General features: G+C 64.7%; 16 protein-coding genes and 1 pseudogene. 13 read left to right on the top strand and 4 right to left on the bottom strand.

The genetic code is table 11. The annotated features are described in order from the left end of the window. The 3 genes from JJE66_RS32875 to JJE66_RS32885 all read left to right on the top strand — a co-directional run bounded on the left by JJE66_RS32875 (position 1) and on the right by JJE66_RS32885 (position 2,900). Positions 1–702, top strand: a complete 702-nt coding sequence (locus JJE66_RS32875; RefSeq protein ID WP_200519884.1) for an XdhC family protein — start codon at positions 1–3, stop codon at positions 700–702. Then, positions 699–2,303 (top strand): NTP transferase domain-containing protein, encoded by a 1,605-nt coding sequence (locus JJE66_RS32880; protein WP_200519886.1) that lies wholly within the window; start codon positions 699–701, stop codon positions 2,301–2,303. Before JJE66_RS32875 ends, JJE66_RS32880 begins: the two co-directional genes overlap by 4 nt. A gap of 207 nt (positions 2,304–2,510) precedes the next feature. After that, positions 2,511–2,900, top strand: a complete 390-nt coding sequence (locus JJE66_RS32885; RefSeq protein ID WP_200519888.1) for a DUF4189 domain-containing protein — start codon at positions 2,511–2,513, stop codon at positions 2,898–2,900. 39 nt (positions 2,901–2,939) lie between these two features. Here the strand turns inward: JJE66_RS32885 and JJE66_RS32890 are convergent, their stop codons facing one another. Continuing rightward, a complete protein-coding gene (locus tag JJE66_RS32890; protein ID WP_200519890.1) occupies positions 2,940–4,775 on the bottom strand; it encodes a CYTH and CHAD domain-containing protein in 1,836 nt (611 codons plus the stop codon). 198 nt (positions 4,776–4,973) lie between these two features. Between JJE66_RS32890 and JJE66_RS32895 the strand changes: the two genes are divergently transcribed. Together JJE66_RS32895 and adhP are read left to right on the top strand one after the other, a co-directional pair. After that, entirely contained in the window at positions 4,974–5,384 is a 411-nt protein-coding gene (locus tag JJE66_RS32895; RefSeq protein WP_200519892.1) for a DUF2000 family protein, read from the top strand. Between the two features lie 103 nt (positions 5,385–5,487). After that, complete coding sequence (gene adhP, locus JJE66_RS32900) at positions 5,488–6,513, top strand: alcohol dehydrogenase AdhP (protein ID WP_200519894.1); 1,026 nt, start codon at positions 5,488–5,490, stop codon at positions 6,511–6,513. 10 nt (positions 6,514–6,523) lie between these two features. On the opposite strand, the gene JJE66_RS32905 is transcribed toward adhP, so the two are convergent. From JJE66_RS32905 to JJE66_RS32915, 3 genes are read right to left on the bottom strand one after another with little or no spacing between them, the layout of a single operon-like run. Further along, the gene (locus JJE66_RS32905) at positions 6,524–6,937 is read right to left on the bottom strand and encodes a GFA family protein (RefSeq protein WP_200519896.1); all 414 of its coding nucleotides are present in this window, start codon (positions 6,935–6,937) and stop codon (positions 6,524–6,526) included. A gap of 12 nt (positions 6,938–6,949) precedes the next feature. Then, positions 6,950–7,426 carry an SRPBCC domain-containing protein gene (locus tag JJE66_RS32910; RefSeq protein WP_200519898.1) on the bottom strand — a complete coding sequence of 159 codons (477 nt, stop codon included), beginning with the start codon at positions 7,424–7,426 and terminating at the stop codon, positions 6,950–6,952. Continuing rightward, a complete protein-coding gene (locus tag JJE66_RS32915) occupies positions 7,423–7,758 on the bottom strand; it encodes a helix-turn-helix transcriptional regulator (RefSeq protein ID WP_200519900.1) in 336 nt (111 codons plus the stop codon). The genes JJE66_RS32910 and JJE66_RS32915 overlap by 4 nt, the downstream gene beginning before the upstream one ends. 106 nt (positions 7,759–7,864) lie before the next feature. Here JJE66_RS32915 and JJE66_RS32920 point away from each other — a divergent pair, with 106 nt between their 5' ends. The 8 genes and pseudogenes from JJE66_RS32920 to JJE66_RS32955 all read left to right on the top strand — a co-directional run bounded on the left by JJE66_RS32920 (position 7,865) and on the right by JJE66_RS32955 (position 16,200). Then, positions 7,865–8,551, top strand: a complete 687-nt coding sequence (locus JJE66_RS32920; RefSeq protein ID WP_200519902.1) for a TetR/AcrR family transcriptional regulator — start codon at positions 7,865–7,867, stop codon at positions 8,549–8,551. Continuing rightward, positions 8,548–9,336, top strand: a complete 789-nt coding sequence (locus JJE66_RS32925) for an HlyD family secretion protein (RefSeq protein ID WP_200519904.1) — start codon at positions 8,548–8,550, stop codon at positions 9,334–9,336. The genes JJE66_RS32920 and JJE66_RS32925 overlap by 4 nt, the downstream gene beginning before the upstream one ends. Next, positions 9,333–10,265, top strand: coding sequence for an ABC transporter ATP-binding protein (locus JJE66_RS32930; RefSeq protein ID WP_200519909.1), 933 nt, complete (start codon positions 9,333–9,335; stop codon positions 10,263–10,265). The genes JJE66_RS32925 and JJE66_RS32930 overlap by 4 nt, the downstream gene beginning before the upstream one ends. Further along, positions 10,262–11,425, top strand: coding sequence for an ABC transporter permease (locus JJE66_RS32935; RefSeq protein WP_200519911.1), 1,164 nt, complete (start codon positions 10,262–10,264; stop codon positions 11,423–11,425). The genes JJE66_RS32930 and JJE66_RS32935 overlap by 4 nt, the downstream gene beginning before the upstream one ends. Positions 11,426–11,455: 30 nt before the next feature. Then, positions 11,456–12,763 (top strand): adenylate/guanylate cyclase domain-containing protein, encoded by a 1,308-nt coding sequence (locus tag JJE66_RS32940; RefSeq protein WP_200519913.1) that lies wholly within the window; start codon positions 11,456–11,458, stop codon positions 12,761–12,763. A gap of 480 nt (positions 12,764–13,243) precedes the next feature. After that, complete coding sequence (locus JJE66_RS32945) at positions 13,244–13,975, top strand: GntR family transcriptional regulator (RefSeq protein WP_200519915.1); 732 nt, start codon at positions 13,244–13,246, stop codon at positions 13,973–13,975. Positions 13,976–14,023: 48 nt separating this feature from the next. Further along, positions 14,024–15,266 (top strand): annotated as a pseudogene (locus JJE66_RS38770) (MFS transporter). Between the two features lie 22 nt (positions 15,267–15,288). Next, positions 15,289–16,200 (top strand): amidohydrolase, encoded by a 912-nt coding sequence (locus JJE66_RS32955; protein WP_200519917.1) that lies wholly within the window; start codon positions 15,289–15,291, stop codon positions 16,198–16,200. The last annotated feature ends 71 nt before the right edge of the window (positions 16,201–16,271 follow it).

Consider the following 16,271-nt stretch of genomic DNA (forward strand, 5'->3'; position numbering starts at 1 on the left):
GTGAAGCTCGCAATCCTGCACGAACTCAATGCCGAGCGCGCCGCGCGCCGTCCGGCGATCCTGGTCACCGACACCGGGAGCGGCGAGCAGCGCTTGGTGAAATCAGCGGATTTTGCCAAAGACCCACTGCGCATTGAGCTGGTCAAGCAGCTCCGCATGGGCAAGAGCGGCAATGTCGAGGCCGGCGGCAAGAAGCTGTTTCTGAATGTCTACGCGCCGACGGCCAAGCTCGTCATCATCGGCGCGGTCCATATCAGCCAGGCGCTGGCGCCGCTGGCGCGGTCGCTCGGCTATGACGTCACGGTCGTCGATCCGCGGACGGCCTTCGCGAGCCCCGAGCGCTTCCCCGATATTCCGCTGGTTGCGGAGTGGCCCGACACCGCGCTGCCGCCGCTCAATGTCGATGCCTACACCGCTTTCGTCGCGGTGACACACGATCCGAAGATCGACGATCCCGCGCTGCTGCACGCCTTCGAGCGCGGGTGCTTCTATATCGGCGCGCTCGGCTCACGGAAGACGCATGCCAAGCGCGGCGACCGGCTGCGGGCGCAGGGTGCGAAGGACTCCGATATCGCGCGCATCCACGCGCCCATCGGGCTTGCAATCGGCGCGGTCTCGCCGTCCGAGATCGCGGTGTCGATCATGGCCGAGATCACGGCCGTGCTTCGGCTGCCTCCCAAAGAAAAAGAAGAAGCGGCATGAAGTTTGGTCCGGCCAGACCCAAGGATGCGATCGGCGGGGTGACCGTCCATACCCTGCGCCAGGGTCCGCTGGTGCTGAAGAAAGGCACGACGATCGGGCCCGCCGAGGTCGAGGCGCTGACGCGCGCCGGGATCGAGGACGTCGTGGTGGTGCGGATGGAGGAGGGCGACGTCTCCGAGGACGTCGCGGCCGCCAGCATCGCGCTTGCGATCGGCGGAGATGGTATCCATGTCGAGCGCGCCTTCACCGGCCGCGCCAATTTGTTTGCCGCCCGCCCGGGTCTGCTGGTGATCGACCGCGCCGCGGTCGACCGCATCAACAATATCGACGAGGCCATCACCTTTGCCACGCTCGCCGCTTACAAGCCGGTGGTCGAAGGCGAGATGGTCGGCACGGTCAAGATCATCCCGTTCGGTGTGGAAGGCAATCTGCGCGATGCCGCGGTCAAAGCCGCCGGCAAGGACGTGCTCAGGATCGCGCCCTACGTGATCAAGCGCGTCGGCGTGGTCTCGACGCTGCTGCCCGGCCTGTCCTCCAAGGTGGTCGACAAGACGCTGCGCGTCACCGCCGAGCGCCTCGCGCCGGCCGGCGCCAGCATCATCGCCGAGCGGCGGGTGCAGCATGACGAGCGGGCGCTCTCGGCCGCGATCAAGGAGCTGCTGTCGCTGGGCGCCGAGCTGGTGATCGTGTTCGGGGCATCTGCGATCGCCGACCGCCGCGACGTGATCCCGGCCGCGGTCACCGGGATCGGCGGCGAGATCGAGCATTTCGGCATGCCGGTCGATCCCGGCAATCTGCTTTTGATTGCGCGCGCCGGCAGCGTGCCGGTGCTGGGTGCGCCCGGCTGCGCGCGCTCGCCGGTCGAGAACGGCTTTGACTGGGTGCTGATGCGCCTGCTCGCCGGCATCAAGGTGACGCGGTCCGAGCTGATGGGCATGGGCGTCGGCGGCCTCCTGATGGAGATCGTGACGCGGCCGCAGCCGCGGGCCAAGCCGGAAATCGAAGGCAACAGCAATATCGCGGCCATCGTGCTCGCGGCGGGCCGCTCCACCCGCATGGGCGGGCCGAACAAGTTGTTGGCCGAACTCGACGGCAAGAAGCTGGTGCGGATCGCGACCGAGCAAGCGCTGGCCTCCAAGGCGTCCGAGGTGATCGTGGTCACCGGCCATCAGACCGAGCTGATCGAGCAGGCGCTCAAAGGCCTGAAGGTCAAGTTCGCCAGGAATCCGGATTTCGCCGGCGGCATTGCAAGCTCGGTCAAAGCCGGCATCGCGGCCGTGTCTGATGCCAGCGACGGCGCCGTGGTCTGCCTTGGCGACATGCCGTTGATCGATGCCGGCCTGATCGACCGCCTCATCGACGGCTTTGCGCCGGACCGCGGCAACCTCATCGTCGTGCCCGTCAGCGATGGCCGCCGCGGCAATCCCGTGCTGTGGTCGCGCCGCTTCTTCAAGGAGTTGATGACGCTCGATGGTGATGTCGGCGCACGGCACTTGATTGCGAGGCACGCGGAAGCCGTCGCGGAAGTGCCCGTCGACGGCGAAGGTGCCTTCCTCGACATCGACACGCCGCAGGCGCTGGAAGCGGCACGCCGGGGATGACGGTCCCATAGGGTGGGTTAGCCTTGCGGCTGCGCAAAGCGCAGTCCGCATGGCGTAACCCACCACTTCTGGTTTCCGTGGTGACACAGTTGGTGGATTACGCTTCGCTAATCCACCCTACAAAACCAATTTCAACTCCTCGTTCACCATCTGGAAACGACCGGCGCTTAGAGTCCTCTCCACCTGCCTTGGGGGGAGGGGTTTTCCATGGTTTCGAACGCCGTCGCGCGCCGTTGCGCGATGTTTTTCTTTGCGCTGTCGGTGTGTGTCGCCGGCGCCCGCCACATCACCGAAGCCCACGCAGCCGGCGCGTTTGCGGTCGGCAAGTGCGGCGCCTATGGCCAGGCCTATGATTACGGTGCCGAGCGCGAGGCGCGCGCCGCGGCGCAGAAGCAATGCAAAGGCGACTGCACGACGGTGACGATGAAGCGCGCCTGTGCCGCGATGTCGGTCGATATGGTCAACCCTTGCGGTGCCTATGGCTACGCCGTGAAGCCGAAGATCTCGGCCACGCTCAATGCCGCCACGCGCGAATGCTACAAATATGGCGGCAAGGAATGCGTGATCCGCGCCTGGGCCTGTGACGCCAAGGGTTGATCAAGGGCTGATCAAGGGCTAGCGCAGCGATCTAAGGGGCTAGCGCAGCCACCCGGAGGGGCCTTGCGGCACTCTGGTCGCTGGCTCCTGCGCATCCATCGACCAGGGCATTTTGGTCTTCGCGAATTCCGACCAGGCTTTCAGCAGGCGCGCTTCGATGCCGACCAATGCATGTGCCTGCCAGCCGGCGATGGCCGCTGCAGCCATGCCGCCGCCGGCGGGTTCCGCGTCGACATCCGCAAGCAGCGACGTCGTCGTCGCTATGTCATTGTAGACCCCGAGCTCCTGCTGGAGGTCGGCGAGCTTTCGTGAGAACCGCCTGGCGGATTTGCGCGGCCCGCAGAGCGGGAGCAGGAAGTCGGCGACATAGCGCAACTTCTTTGCGGCGAGACGGACTCGGTGCCGCTCCTCCGTCGCCAGCGATTTGAACCGACGGCCGCGCTTCAGCACCTTGGCATGCTGCGCGGACAGGATGTTTCTGGCGAAGTTGACTGCGGGCTCCGCCAGTTGCGCCAGACCTTCGGGAGCAATTTCGCTTCGCCAGCCGCGTGCTTCGATCCAGCCGCCGAGCCCGATCACGAAATATGAACATCGCCGGTTGGCGAGGGCGAGGCGGGCCTTGTCGTAGCAGGTCGCGCGGCGCTCCTCCGCGAGTTCTCGCAGCGTGTCGAAGCCTGTGACCGACGGACAGCCATCCGCGACGGTTCGCAAGGTTTCCTGTCGAAACACGTCCCAATCGCGTGCGCCGGAAAGATTTCCCGCAAGCCACTTGGCTTCGGCACGCAGCAGGTCGAGCTTGTTCAATGACACCACCGACCGCATCAGGTCGAGGGCGGACCGCAGACGCCGCAGCGCGACGCGAAGCTGGTGCATCCCCTCGGGATCGCGACCGTCCTCGGCGGCGGGCAATGATTGGAGCAGATGCCGCAGACAGGACCGCAGAATCTCTGAAAAGGCCTCATCGAGCGATATCGATGGATCGAGACGAAGCTTTGGCGGTTTCGGCGCCCCCGGTGGCATATCGGCGGCGAGATCAAATCCCCGCGCGGATTTGCTCCGGATCGAAGCTCTGACCGGCCCGTGCTCGGCGAGCCGGAGCGCGAGGTCCCAGATGGCGGACGGGCTGCCCGCCTTGAGCTCCAGCTCGATCTCGCTGACCGGGAGCGACCGATCGCCGGATTTCAAATGGCCCTGGTCGAAGGCGATTTCGACCGTGCCCGACGGCAGGTCGACCATGCGTTGATGCCGGCGAATGTCGGTACTGAAGACGGCTTCGAGCGGATGACGCGTGATATCGGCGCGCAGCTTCTCCGGCAGGAACGGCAGGGCCAGCGCGACGTCGGGGGTCATGGAAGGGACGCTGGCCTCCCATTCGCCCCGCCGCAGCGGGTCGCTGCCGGCTTCGGCCTTCACCGTTTGCGTGAAGCGCGCGCCGCTCTGGCGAACGCGAAAACTTAATCCATTGCGTTGAAGCGCGCGCTTGGCCGTGTCGTAGTAGACGGCCTTGAGGTGCTTTCGCGAGCCCTTGTTGCGCGCGTTCGCTGCGATGACGAGCGCGTCGCTGAAATCGGCCAGGCGATCGGCATCCACAAGCAGCTTGAGCTCGACTTCAGTGGCGCGCGGCGTGGCATCGCGCGAAGGCGGGATTTCCGGCGCAGTCGTCCCTGCAAGAGCCTCATCAGCGGAGACGCCCGCCCGAAAAGACTCGTTGCGCGAAGATTCGTTGTCAGGGTGCTTGGAACCGGACGGCTCACCAGCGGGGTGAACGGCGAAGCTATTGAATTTGTTAGCGTCGTCCGGGACTGGATGGCCGTTGGCCTTCGCAGGCGGCTGCGCGGGTTCGAGGGTTCGCTTGATCGCACCAGTTTCAGACATACAAAGTTTATGACGGTTCGATGACAGAGCGCCGACATATACCCGACTTGCCTCGCGAGGAGAAGCGCAGCCGGTCGCATCTCATTGAAATTTCCGACCTGTGATCGATGGGTCAATCCGAGTTACATTCGTTGTCGCCGCCGTCGCGTGAGGAATTGTCTTTTCTTTCCCGACGCTTGGATGTGCGCGGGAGAATTCATGCAGTTCGACACGAAGATTGCCGTTGTCATTCGCAACGATCTGGAGGCCTGGCAGAAGCTGAATGTCGCCTCGTTCCTGACGAGCGGCGTCGCGGCCGCCTTTCCGGAGTGCATCGGCGATGCCTATGAGGACGCCTCGGGAACGAAATATCTTGCGCTGATCGGCCAGCCGATCCTGATTTACGGTGCTGATGGGCCGGCATTATCGCGCGCACTGGACCGTGCGCTGACGCGCAATGTCAGGCCGGCGGTCTATACCGAGGACATGTTCAAGACCACGCATGATGCCGCCAATCGCGAGGTGGTGAAGGCGGTTGCGCGCGCTGATCTCAATCTCGTCGGCATCGCGATGCGCGCCGAGCGCAAGGTAATCGACAAGATCGTCGATGGGTTGAAGTTCCATAGCTGAGGCGATCGCGTCAGCGATGAATAAACTTGCGTTGTTTGACTCCAATCAAGGGAGAGCCGTTCGGCACCGTTAATCTGCTCGCGTAATGCAAAGGAGCAGACCGATGCCGACCATGAAAGCCGCGATCGTCAAACAATTCGGCAAGCCGTTGGTGATCGAGGACGTACCGGTGCCGCAGCCCGGTCCCGGCGAAGTCCTGGTCAAGGTGAAGGCTTGCGGCGTCTGCCACACCGACCTGCACGCAGCCTCCGGCGACTGGCCGGTGAAGCCGGTGCCGCCTTTCATTCCCGGCCATGAAGTGGCCGGCGTCGTAGCCGTGCTCGGACCCGGCGTGAAAAACCTGAAGGTCGGCGCCGCCGTTGGCGTTGCCTGGCTGCACGATGCGTGCATGTCATGCGAATATTGCGAAACCGGCTGGGAGACGTTGTGTGAGCATCAACACAACACCGGCTACAGCGTGAACGGTGGATTCGCCGAATATGTCATCGCCTCGGCGGCGTTCGCGGCCAGGCTGCCGGCAACGGTCGACTTCGCCGCCATCGCGCCGATCCTGTGCGCCGGCGTCACCACCTACAAGGGGTTGAAGGAAACGGACGCGCGGCCCGGCGAGTGGGTCGCGATCTCGGGCGTCGGCGGGCTCGGCCATGTCGCGATTCAGTATGCCAAGGCGATGGGGCTCAAGGTCGTCGCCGTCGACATCGCCGAGGATAAGCTCAAGCTTGCGCGCGAGACCGGCGCCGATCTCGCTGTCAACGCGCTCGCAGCTGACGCCGTGGACAAGGTCCTGGGGGCAACGGGGGGCGGGGCGCATGGCGTGCTGGTGACGGCGGTCTCGACCGCCGCCTTTGCCCAGGCGCTGAAGATGGTGCGCCGGAAGGGCACCGTCAGCCTCGTCGGCCTGCCGCCGGGCGAATTCCCGACGCCCATCTTCGATGTCGTGCTCAAGCGCATCACCGTGCGCGGCTCCATCGTCGGCACCCGCAGAGATCTCGACGAGGCCATCGCGTTCGTCGCGGACGGCAAGGTCAAGGCCGAGGTGACGAAGGTGCCGCTCGCGCAAATCAACGATGTCTTCGAGCGGATGAAGGCCGGCAAGATCGACGGCCGCACGGTGCTCGATTTTGGCTGAGGTCTCAATCTCAGCCCGGCGGCATCGTCGCGAACCTCGTGAGGCCGGAATCGAGATGATCCCAGTCATATCCACGCGCGGCAAAGGTGACGACTTGCGGCCTGTAGCGGGCAGGCTCGTCGAGGCTCGCAGCGCGAATGGTGAAGATCTCGGGCCGTGTTGCGAAGGTCATGTAGACCGGCAGGCCGCACTCCGCGCAGAAGGCGCGCGTCTTCACATGGCCGCTGTCACCGACCATGTCCCATCGCTTGGCCTCGCCCGTCACCGTGACGCCGTCGCGCGAGAAGGTGGCGTAGGAGCCGTGGCCGGTGCCGCTTTCGCGCTGGCAGTCCCGGCATTGGCAGTGGTTGGCGAACAAGGGCTCGCCGACGATCGAGTAGCGGATTGCGCCGCAGGCGCAGCCGCCGGTGTAGGGCTTGGTCATCGTGGTCACTCCTTAACTCTCTTCGCGGCTGATCTCGCCGAGCTGGCGGACGACCTTCTTCCAGCCGCCGCTCATGACGGTGTAGGCACTCTCGTTCCCAGGCAGCACGAAGCCCGCATGAACCAGTTGAATGCGCGTGCCGGCTTCGACCGGGGTGAGGGACCACGTCACGATAGTGTCGAGCGGGGCGCCGTAGCCGGTGTTGCGCGCATCGCCGCCCTTCCAGGCGTAGACGAGGCGCCTGAAGGCCACGACCTCCAGAATCCGGCAATGGATGACGCCGTCCCAATTGCCCCCCGGCGTGGTCTGGAACGTGAAGGCCTTGCCTTCGACCGCCTCGAAGCCGGTCGGCGGCATCAGCCAGCGCGCGATCAATTGCGCGCTCGTCAGCGTCTTCCAAATCGTTTCGGGCGCGTGAGGGAATACGTCGTCCAGAACGATGTCCCGGATGTTTTCTCGGGTCTCGGTTTTCAACTCGGCTGCACTCACGGGTCGATCTCCTTCAAGAGGTCACGCAGGTTCTGGAAGCGCTCGCGCCAGAAGACACCGTAATGATCCATCCAGGTGACCAGCGGTTCGAGGCCTTGCGGCGCGGCGCGGTAATAAACGTTGCGGCCCTCAGCGCGCTCGGCGACGAGGCCCGCCTGCTTCAACGATTTCAGATGCTGCGAGATCGCACCCTGCGTCACGCCGCTGCCGCGCGTCAGCTCGGCGACGCTGATCTCGTTGCTGTCGAAGACGCGCTCGAACACGGCGCGGCGCGTCGGGTCGGCGAGGGCGCGCATCACGGCGGTGACGGGGTTTTGGGCGGTTTCGATCATGTCGATCAATTAGCAGAAGCTAATGCATTAGTCAACACTAATTTGTTCTCGTTGACAAATCTCAATTGCAATTGACTATGACTGACTAGTCAGTCATCAATGAAAAATGACAAAGAAACCCACCAAAGCGGCTACGGCCCAGGCGAAGAGTCGAAAGCCCGAAGCGGGCGGGGAAGCCGCTGCTCCGGCGTCGAGTCGCGCGCTCCGCGCGGCGGAGCGGCGCGATGCAATCGTCGAGGCGGCGATGGAAGAATTCATCGCGCGGGGCTTTGCCGCGACGCGGCTCGACGACATTGCGAAGCGCGCCGGGGTCGCGAAGGGCACGATCTACCTGCACTTCAAGGACAAGGAATCGATGTTCGAAGAGCTGGTGCGCACTGTAATCGTGCCTGTGGTGGCGAAGCTCAATGCGCTGCCGCCGCCAACGGGCTCGGTGCGCGATCTCATCGAGGCCTTTGCCGGCAGCTTCCTGAAGGAGGTGATCGGCACCAGGCGCGGCGATCTCGTGCGCCTGATCGTGGCGGAGGGGCCGCGCTTTCCGTCCGTCGCCGACTTTTACTACCGCGAGGTCGTCTCGCGCGGGATGGCCGGCATGCGCGCGCTGATCGAGCTCGGCGTTGCCCGCGGTGAGATCCGCGAGAAAGATCTCGCGCGCTATCCGCAGATCCTGGTCGCACCCGCGATGATCGCGGTGATCTGGCAGAGCCTGTTTACGCGGCACGCGCCGCTCGACGCGCAGGACATGCTGCGCGTCCATCTCGATTTGATTTTTGGCGAACGGAGGACGACATGAGGTCGTCGCAGATAGTTTTCAGATTTGCATTGACCGTCGTCCTTGCAACCGGGCTTGCCGGTTGCAAGGAGAAGCGCGATCCCGGCTTCCAGGGCTGGGTCGAGGCCGACATGATCTATGTCAGCCCGGATGAAGCCGGCCGGGTGACCAAGCTTGATATCCGTGAGGGAGACGTGGTGAAGGTCGGCGACGCCCTGTATTCCATCGACGACGATCTCCAGCTTGCCGATCTCAACCAGACCAAAGCGACATTGGCCAATGCGCAGCAGGTATTCGACCGCGCGGATTCCCTGCGCAAGACCGGCTCGGGCACGCAAGCCGCACTCGATTCCGCCGTCTCGGATCTGCGGGTTGCGCAAGCGCGCGTGGTGACCTCGCAGACGCGGCTGGCGCGGCGCAAGGGTTTTGCGCCGGTCGCCGGCACCATCCAGCAGATCTATTTTCGCGAGGGCGAGATGGTCGCCGCGCAGCGGCCGGTGCTCTCGATCATGCCGCCCGGCAACATGAAGCTGCGCTTCTTCGTGCCCGAGACCGAACTGCCGAAGCTTGCGATCGGCGACGAGGTGCGGGTCGCCTGCGACAATTGCGCCGCCGATCTCACCGCAAAAATCTATTTCATCGCGACCTCGGCCGAATACACCCCGCCCGTGATCTACAGCCTCGAAGAGCGCAACAAGCTCGTCTACCTGATTCAGGCGCGGCCCTCGCGGCCAGATGCCTTGCGTGTCGGGCAGCCGATTGACGTCTATCTCAATCCGAAGACTCCTGTGGCGGACAAGCGATGAACGGCGGAAACGACATCGCGATCGACGTCAAAGGCCTGACCAAATCGTTCGGCGGACGCGAGGTCGTGCACGATCTGTCGATGCAGGTGAAGCGCGGCTCGATCTACGGCTTCCTTGGGCCGAACGGTTCGGGCAAGACCACCACCATCCGCATCCTCTGCGGCCTGCTCACGCCCGACAGCGGCGAGGGCACCTGCCTCGGCTATGACATTTTGCGCGACGCCGACAAGATCAAGCGCCAGGTCGGCTACATGACGCAGCGCTTCAGCCTGTATCAGGACCTGTCCGTGCGCGAGAATCTCGAATTCGTCGCGCGGCTCTACGGCCTCACCGATGCGCGCGGTGCGGCGCGCGACATGATCAAGCGGCTCGGCCTCTCTGGCCGCGAGGAGCAGCTCGCCGGCGAGCTTTCCGGCGGCTGGAAGCAGCGGCTGGCGCTCGGTGCCTGCACGCTGCCCAGTCCAAAATTGCTATTGCTCGACGAGCCGACCGCCGGCGTCGATCCGAAGGCGCGGCGCGATTTCTGGAACGAGATCCACGCGCTCGCGGCCGACGGCCTCACCGTGCTGGTCTCGACCCATTACATGGACGAAGCCGAGCGCTGTCACGAGATCGCTTACATCGCCTACGGCCATCTGCTGACGCACGGCACCGTGGAGGAGGTGATCGCGGGATCTGCGCTCACGACCTACACCGTGACCGGCGAGGACCTCAACGACCTCACCGCGGCGCTGACCGGCAAGCCCGGCGTCGACATGGTGGCGCCGTTCGGCACCTCCTTGCACGTTTCGGGGCGCGACGTCGCCGCGCTCGAGGCCAGCATCGCGCCGTGGCGCGACAAAAGCGGTCTTCATTGGCACAAGGCGGCGCCCTCACTGGAAGACGTGTTCATCGAGTTGATGGGCCGCTCCAAGGACAATTTCCAATGAGCGCCGCCGACGCAACGAGCCCGGCATATGAAATCCGGGAGCGCTTCGGCTTCTGGAAGCGCTCTTATGCGATGCTGATCAAGGAGTTCATCCAGCTCAGGCGCGATCGCGTCTCGTTCGCGATGATCGTGATGCTGCCGGTGATGCAGCTGTTGCTGTTCGGTTATGCCATCAACACCACGCCGCACAATCTGCCGAGCGCGGTGCTGCTCCAGGAGGATTCCGATCTCGCCCGCTCGGTCCTAAAGGCGCTGGAGAACACCGCCTATTACCGCTTCATCTACGAGGTGCACGACGTCGACGAGTTCGACAATCTCCTGAAATCCGGCAAGGTGCTGTTCGGCGTCGAGATCCCGCGCGGCTTCGAGCGCGCGGTGCGGCGCGGCGACAAGCCGGCGCTGCTGGTTGCGGCCGACGCGACCGATCCCGTCGCGGCAAGCGCCGCACTCGGCTCGCTCGGCATGATCGTGCAGACCGCGCTCGCGCATGATCTCTATATCGGCGATCCCCCGGGGATGCCGTTCGAGATCCGTGCCCATGCGCGCTACAATCCGGCCGCGTCCTCCAGTCTCAATATCGTGCCGGGCCTGGTCGGCACCATCCTCACCATGACCATGCTGATCTTCACCGCGCTCTCGGTCACGCGCGAGGTCGAGCGCGGTACGATGGAGGCCTTGTTGTCGATGCCGATCAAGCCGATCGAGGTGATGTTCGGCAAGATCATCCCCTACGTGCTAGTCGGTTTCATTCAGGCCTTCCTGATCATCGGCATCGGCGTGCTGCTGTTCGGTGTGCCCGTGCTCGGCAACGTGTTCCTGCTGGCGCTCTTGTCGACGCTGTTTATCGCCACCAATCTGTCGATCGGCTACACGATTTCGACGCTGGTGCAGAACCAGCTCCAGGCCATGCAGATGTCGATGATGTTCTTCCTGCCGAGCATTCTTCTGTCCGGCTTCATGTTTCCCTTCGCGGGCATGCCGGTCTGGGCGCAATATGTCGGCGAATGCCTGCCGCTGACGCATTATCTGCGCATCGTCCGCGCCATCATGCTGAAGGGCGCCTCCATGCAGAATCTGCACTTCGACGCGCTGGCGCTGGCCGCCCTGATGCTAGTCGCCATGACCATCGCCGTGACGCGCTTCCGCCGCACGCTGGATTGAGGCAGACTGCCCCGGAATCGAGGGGGTGGAATGGTCAGCTTTGCGAACAGAAAGAACCGGCAGCATACCGCGATGTCGGAGGATTTCGAGCGCGAGCTCACGCGCGAGGTGCTGCGGACCGAGTTGTTGCGAGTCAGGGCCTTGATCGTCACGGGCGTCGTCATTGTCGTGTTCTTCACCGCAATCGAGCTGATCGATCCCCGGGTGGTCGAGAGGGTTTGGCACGGGACATCCGGCAGGGCCCAGCTCTATGCGCTCATGACCGGCTTCATCCTGTTCGAGCTCTGGGTCCATGCCCAGATCCGGCGAAATCTCAGGCTCGGCCGCGACGTGCCCGTCGTCAGGCGCTATCTCAGCGCGCTGATCGAGACATCGGTGCCGACGGTGATCCTGATCCTGCAGATCCGCAGCATGGGGGCAAGCCAGGCCTTAAGCTATGTCACGCCGCTGGTTTATTTCATCTTCATCATTCTCTCGACCCTGCGCCTCGACTTCCGACTCTCGACCTTCACCGGCTTCGTGGCTGCGGCCGAACTCTTCGTCGTCGCGATGTATTTCGACGCCACCGGCGCCGCAGGCGATCCCGAGACCTATTTCCACGCGGTGCGCAGCACCATCATCCTGATCTGCGGCGTGCTCGCGGGCTCCGTCGGCGCGCAGTTGCGCCGGCAATTTGCTGCGAGCATCGCGGCTGCCACCGCGCGCGACCGGGTGACCAATCTGTTCGGCCAGCACGTCTCACCGCAGGTGGTGGAGCGGCTGATGGCGGAGGGGACGAGCGCTGCCGGCGACCTCCGCCGCGTCGCCGTGATGTTCGTCGATTTCCGCGGCTTCACCGCCGGTGCGCAGTCGCGCACGCCGCAGGAGGTGGTCGATCGGCTCGACGGCGCCTTCGCGGTGCTGGTCGACATTCTCGACCGCCACGGCGGCATCGTGAACAAGTTTCTCGGCGACGGCTTCCTCGCTTTGTTCGGCGCGCCGCTGGAGGCCGCCGATGCCGCGCACCGATCGGTGGCGGCGGGCCGCGAGATGCTGACTGCGATGGACCGCATCAACGCGCAGACGAGCTGGCCGCTGCGGATCGGCATCGGCATCCATTTCGGCGAGGTGGTCGCCGGCAATATCGGCTCGCCCAGGCGGAAGGAATACACCGTGATCGGCGACACCGTGAACTTCGCCTCGCGGCTGGAGGCGCTCAACAAGGAGTTCGGCTCGCAGCTCCTGATCTCCGCCACCGTCCGCGAGTCGCTGGGCGACGACGGCGAGGATGCGGTCGCGCTCGGCGAGGTCACCGTGCGCGGCTACGAGCAGAAGGTGGCCGTGTTTCGGCTGGGGTAACGTGTCTTCAAATGCGAGTCGCGCGTCATTGAAGCAGGTCGCGTTTCCTTGAAGGCGCGTGATGAAATATCCTTGGTAGCTTTCGGGTCTTGCACTGTGGACGCCGGGACGTCTCGGCTTCCATTTGTGATCTGGAGAAAGCCAATGACCCGATTGCCCCTTGTTGCGGCCGCCTTGATCGCGGCCGCCGTCTACCAAACCCAGACCGTGGCCGCGCGCGACAGCGCCCCGCGGCGCGCGCCAAGCCAGGCGACTGCGGACTGCGTCAGGGCTCCCGCCGAGGGCGCGTATGCCTCGGCGCCCTACACGAAGCCGCCTTGCCTGCCCAACGCAACGGCGACGTACTAACCCATCGCGGCGGACGAAACCGGGCTGGCGACATCTGCCAGCCCGGTCTCGCGAATGTTTGCGGCAGCCCTTGCTGTCGTCGGTATTTAGTAGCGCTTGACTCCGTTTTCATCTAGTCATCTATATGACTGTATGAATTCGCCCCCGCGCGACGACCGCCTGCCACGCTACCAGCGCCTGCGCGACGACCTCGCCGCGCGGATCAACCGCAATGAATGGCGGCCGGGCGAGCCGATCCCGCCCGAAGCAGAGTTGGCTGCGCATTACGGCGTCGCCATCGGCACCGTCCGCAAGGCGATCGACCAGCTTGTTGCGGACGCGGTGCTGGAGCGGCAGCAGGGCCGCGGCACTTTCGTGCGCCGCGCCCGATTCAACTCGTCGCTGTTTCGCTTCTTCCGCTTCCAGTCCGAGAGCGGCGAGCGACGTGTCCCGAAGAGCCGTATCATCCGGCGCAAGAGTGTGCCCGCGACATCCGCCGTCGCATCGGCGTTGCGTATTCCGGTCGGCGAACCCGTGATCAGCCTGTCGCGCCTGCGGCTGATCGACGACGTGCCGTTGCTCGCCGAAGAAATCTGGCTCCAGCAGTCCCGCTTCGCGGCGATCCTCGAGGTCAACACCGGTGAGTTCGGCGATTTGCTTTATCCGCTCTACGAGGAGCGCTGCGGCGCGGTGGTGGTCTCGGCCGAGGAAATTTTGACGGTCGAGATAGCCAACGAGATGCAGGCGCGCCTGCTCAGGCTCGAGGCCCGCGCACCACTGATCGTGATCGAGCGCCTCGCGCTCGATCTGGAGCGGCGGCCGATCGAATGGCGCCGCTCGCGCGGGCCGGCGGATCGCTTCCGCTACCACGCCGAGATCCGGTGACGGCGACTTTCAACGACATCAAGCAATAATCAAATTCAGGGGGAAACAATGTCGAACTGGTACGGTGAAAGCTCGCCGTTGGAGCGGCGCACGTTCTGGGCAAGCTTTGGCGGCTGGGCGCTGGATGCGCTCGATGTCCAGATGTTTGGCCTCGCCATTCCCGCGCTGATCGCGGCGTTCCACATCAGCAAGGCCGATGCCGGTCTGCTCGGATCGGTCACGCTGTTCTTCGGCGCATTCGGCGGCTGGCTCGGCGGCGCGCTCGGCGACCGCTACGGCCGAGTCAAGGCGCTCCAGATCACGGTTGCGACCTTTGCGCTCGCGACCTTCGCCAGCGCGTTCGCCATGAGCTACACCCAGCTCGTGGTGCTCAAGGCGATCCAGGGCCTCGGCTTCGGCGCCGAATGGGCCTGCGGCGCGGTGCTGATGGCCGAGATCATCCGCCCCGAGCATCGCGGCAAGGTGCTGGGTTCAGTGCAGAGCGCATGGGCCGTCGGCTGGGGGCGCGGCCGTGCTGCTGTCGGCGCTGGTCTTCACCTATGCGCCGGCGGACATCGCCTGGCGCATCCTGTTTGCGATCGGATTGTTGCCGGCGCTCCTCATCCTTTTCATCCGTCGCGGGCTGAAAGAGCCGCCGCGCGCCGTTGCAAAGGACGCAGACGCGCCGTTTCTTGCCACGCTCTCCGGCATCTTCCATCGCGACGTGCTGCGTTCGACCCTGGTCGGCGGCCTTTTCGGCATCGGCGCCCACGGCGGTTACGCGGCGCTGACGACGTTCTTGCCGACTTACTTGCGCGAAGTGCGGCATCTCTCCGTACTGGGCTCCAGCGGGTATCTCGCCGTCATCATCGTCGCCTTCTTCTGCGGCTGTATCGCGAGCGGCATCATCAGCGACCGCATCGGCCGCAGGGCCAATGTCGCCTTCTTCGCCAGCGCCTGCATCGTCACCGTGCTGGTCTATATCTTCGCACCGCTGACCGATGGCGAAATGCTGGTGCTCGGTTTTCCGCTCGGCTTCTTCTCCGCCGGCATTCCGGCCAGCATGGCGGCGCTGTTCAGCGAGCTCTATCCGGCCGGCGTGCGCGGCACCGGCGTCGGCTTCTGCTACAATTTCGGCCGCGTCGTCTCCGCGGCGTTTCCTTTCCTGGTCGGCTTTCTCGGTGACCGCATCGGGCTTGGACCGGCAATCGGCATCGACGCGGCCTTCGCCTATGCGCTGGTGCTGATCGCGGTGGTGCTGTTGCCAGAGACACGCGGCAAGGTCTTCGAGGCCGCCGCGGCGCGCGCCTGACGCAGGATGGGGAGTAAATGCCATGACGGTTCGCCAGCGCGGCCTGACGCGCCGCCAGTTCGGCGCAGGCCTTGTGTCCCTCGTGCCGGCCGCGGCCATCGCGGGCCAAGCCATGAATGAGACGGCCTTGCCGACGATCGATACCCACGCCCACGTCTTTCATCGCGGATTGAAACTCGCGCCGGGTCGGCGCTATGCGCCCGATTACGACGCGCCGCTATCGCTCTATCTGGAGCAACTCGACCACAACGACATGAGCAATGGTGTACTCGTGCAGCCGAGCTTTCTCGGCACCGACAACTCTTACCTCGTGGAATGCCTGAAGACGGCGGCCGGCCGCCTGCGCGGCATCGCCGTCGTCGATCCCGCTGTGTCAGCAGACGAGCTGCGCGCGCTCGACAAAGCAGGAGTCGTCGGCATTCGCCTCAATCTCGTGGGCCAGCCCTTGCCCGATCTCGTGGCCAGCGAGTGGAAGACGTTGCTTGCGAACGTGAAGGCGATGGACTGGCAGGTCGAGATCCAGCGCAACGCGTCCGATCTTGCCGTGCTCGCACCGCAGCTGCTCGATCACGGCGTCACAATCGTGCTCGATCATTATGCGCTGCCGGACCCGAGGCTCGGTGTCACCGATCCCGGCTTTCAATCGGTGCTGAAGCTCGGGGCGATGCGAAAGGTGTGGGTCAAGATCTCGGCGCCGTATCGCAACGGTCCGGCCGGCGAGAGCTTTGCCAAGGACGCCTATCCGCTGCTGCGTAGCGCCTACGGTCTCGATCGCCTGCTGTGGGGCAGCGACTGGCCGCACACGCAATTCGAGGCGACGCAGGCTTACGCGAGGAACCGGCAATTCCTCGACACGCTCATCGTCGACGCGCGCGAGCGCGCGCAAGTGCTGGCATCGCCGCGGCCTCTCTTCCGCTTCTGGTGCGCGTCGTGATTGCTCCGATTGCACCGAATTTTGGGGCATGACGAGCGATGCCGCCGGCTTGTAGAGTGCGCGCGAAGCGG

Origin of the sequence: Bradyrhizobium diazoefficiens (assembly GCF_016612535.1) — a bacterium.
GTDB lineage: Bacteria > Pseudomonadota > Alphaproteobacteria > Rhizobiales > Xanthobacteraceae > Bradyrhizobium > Bradyrhizobium diazoefficiens_C.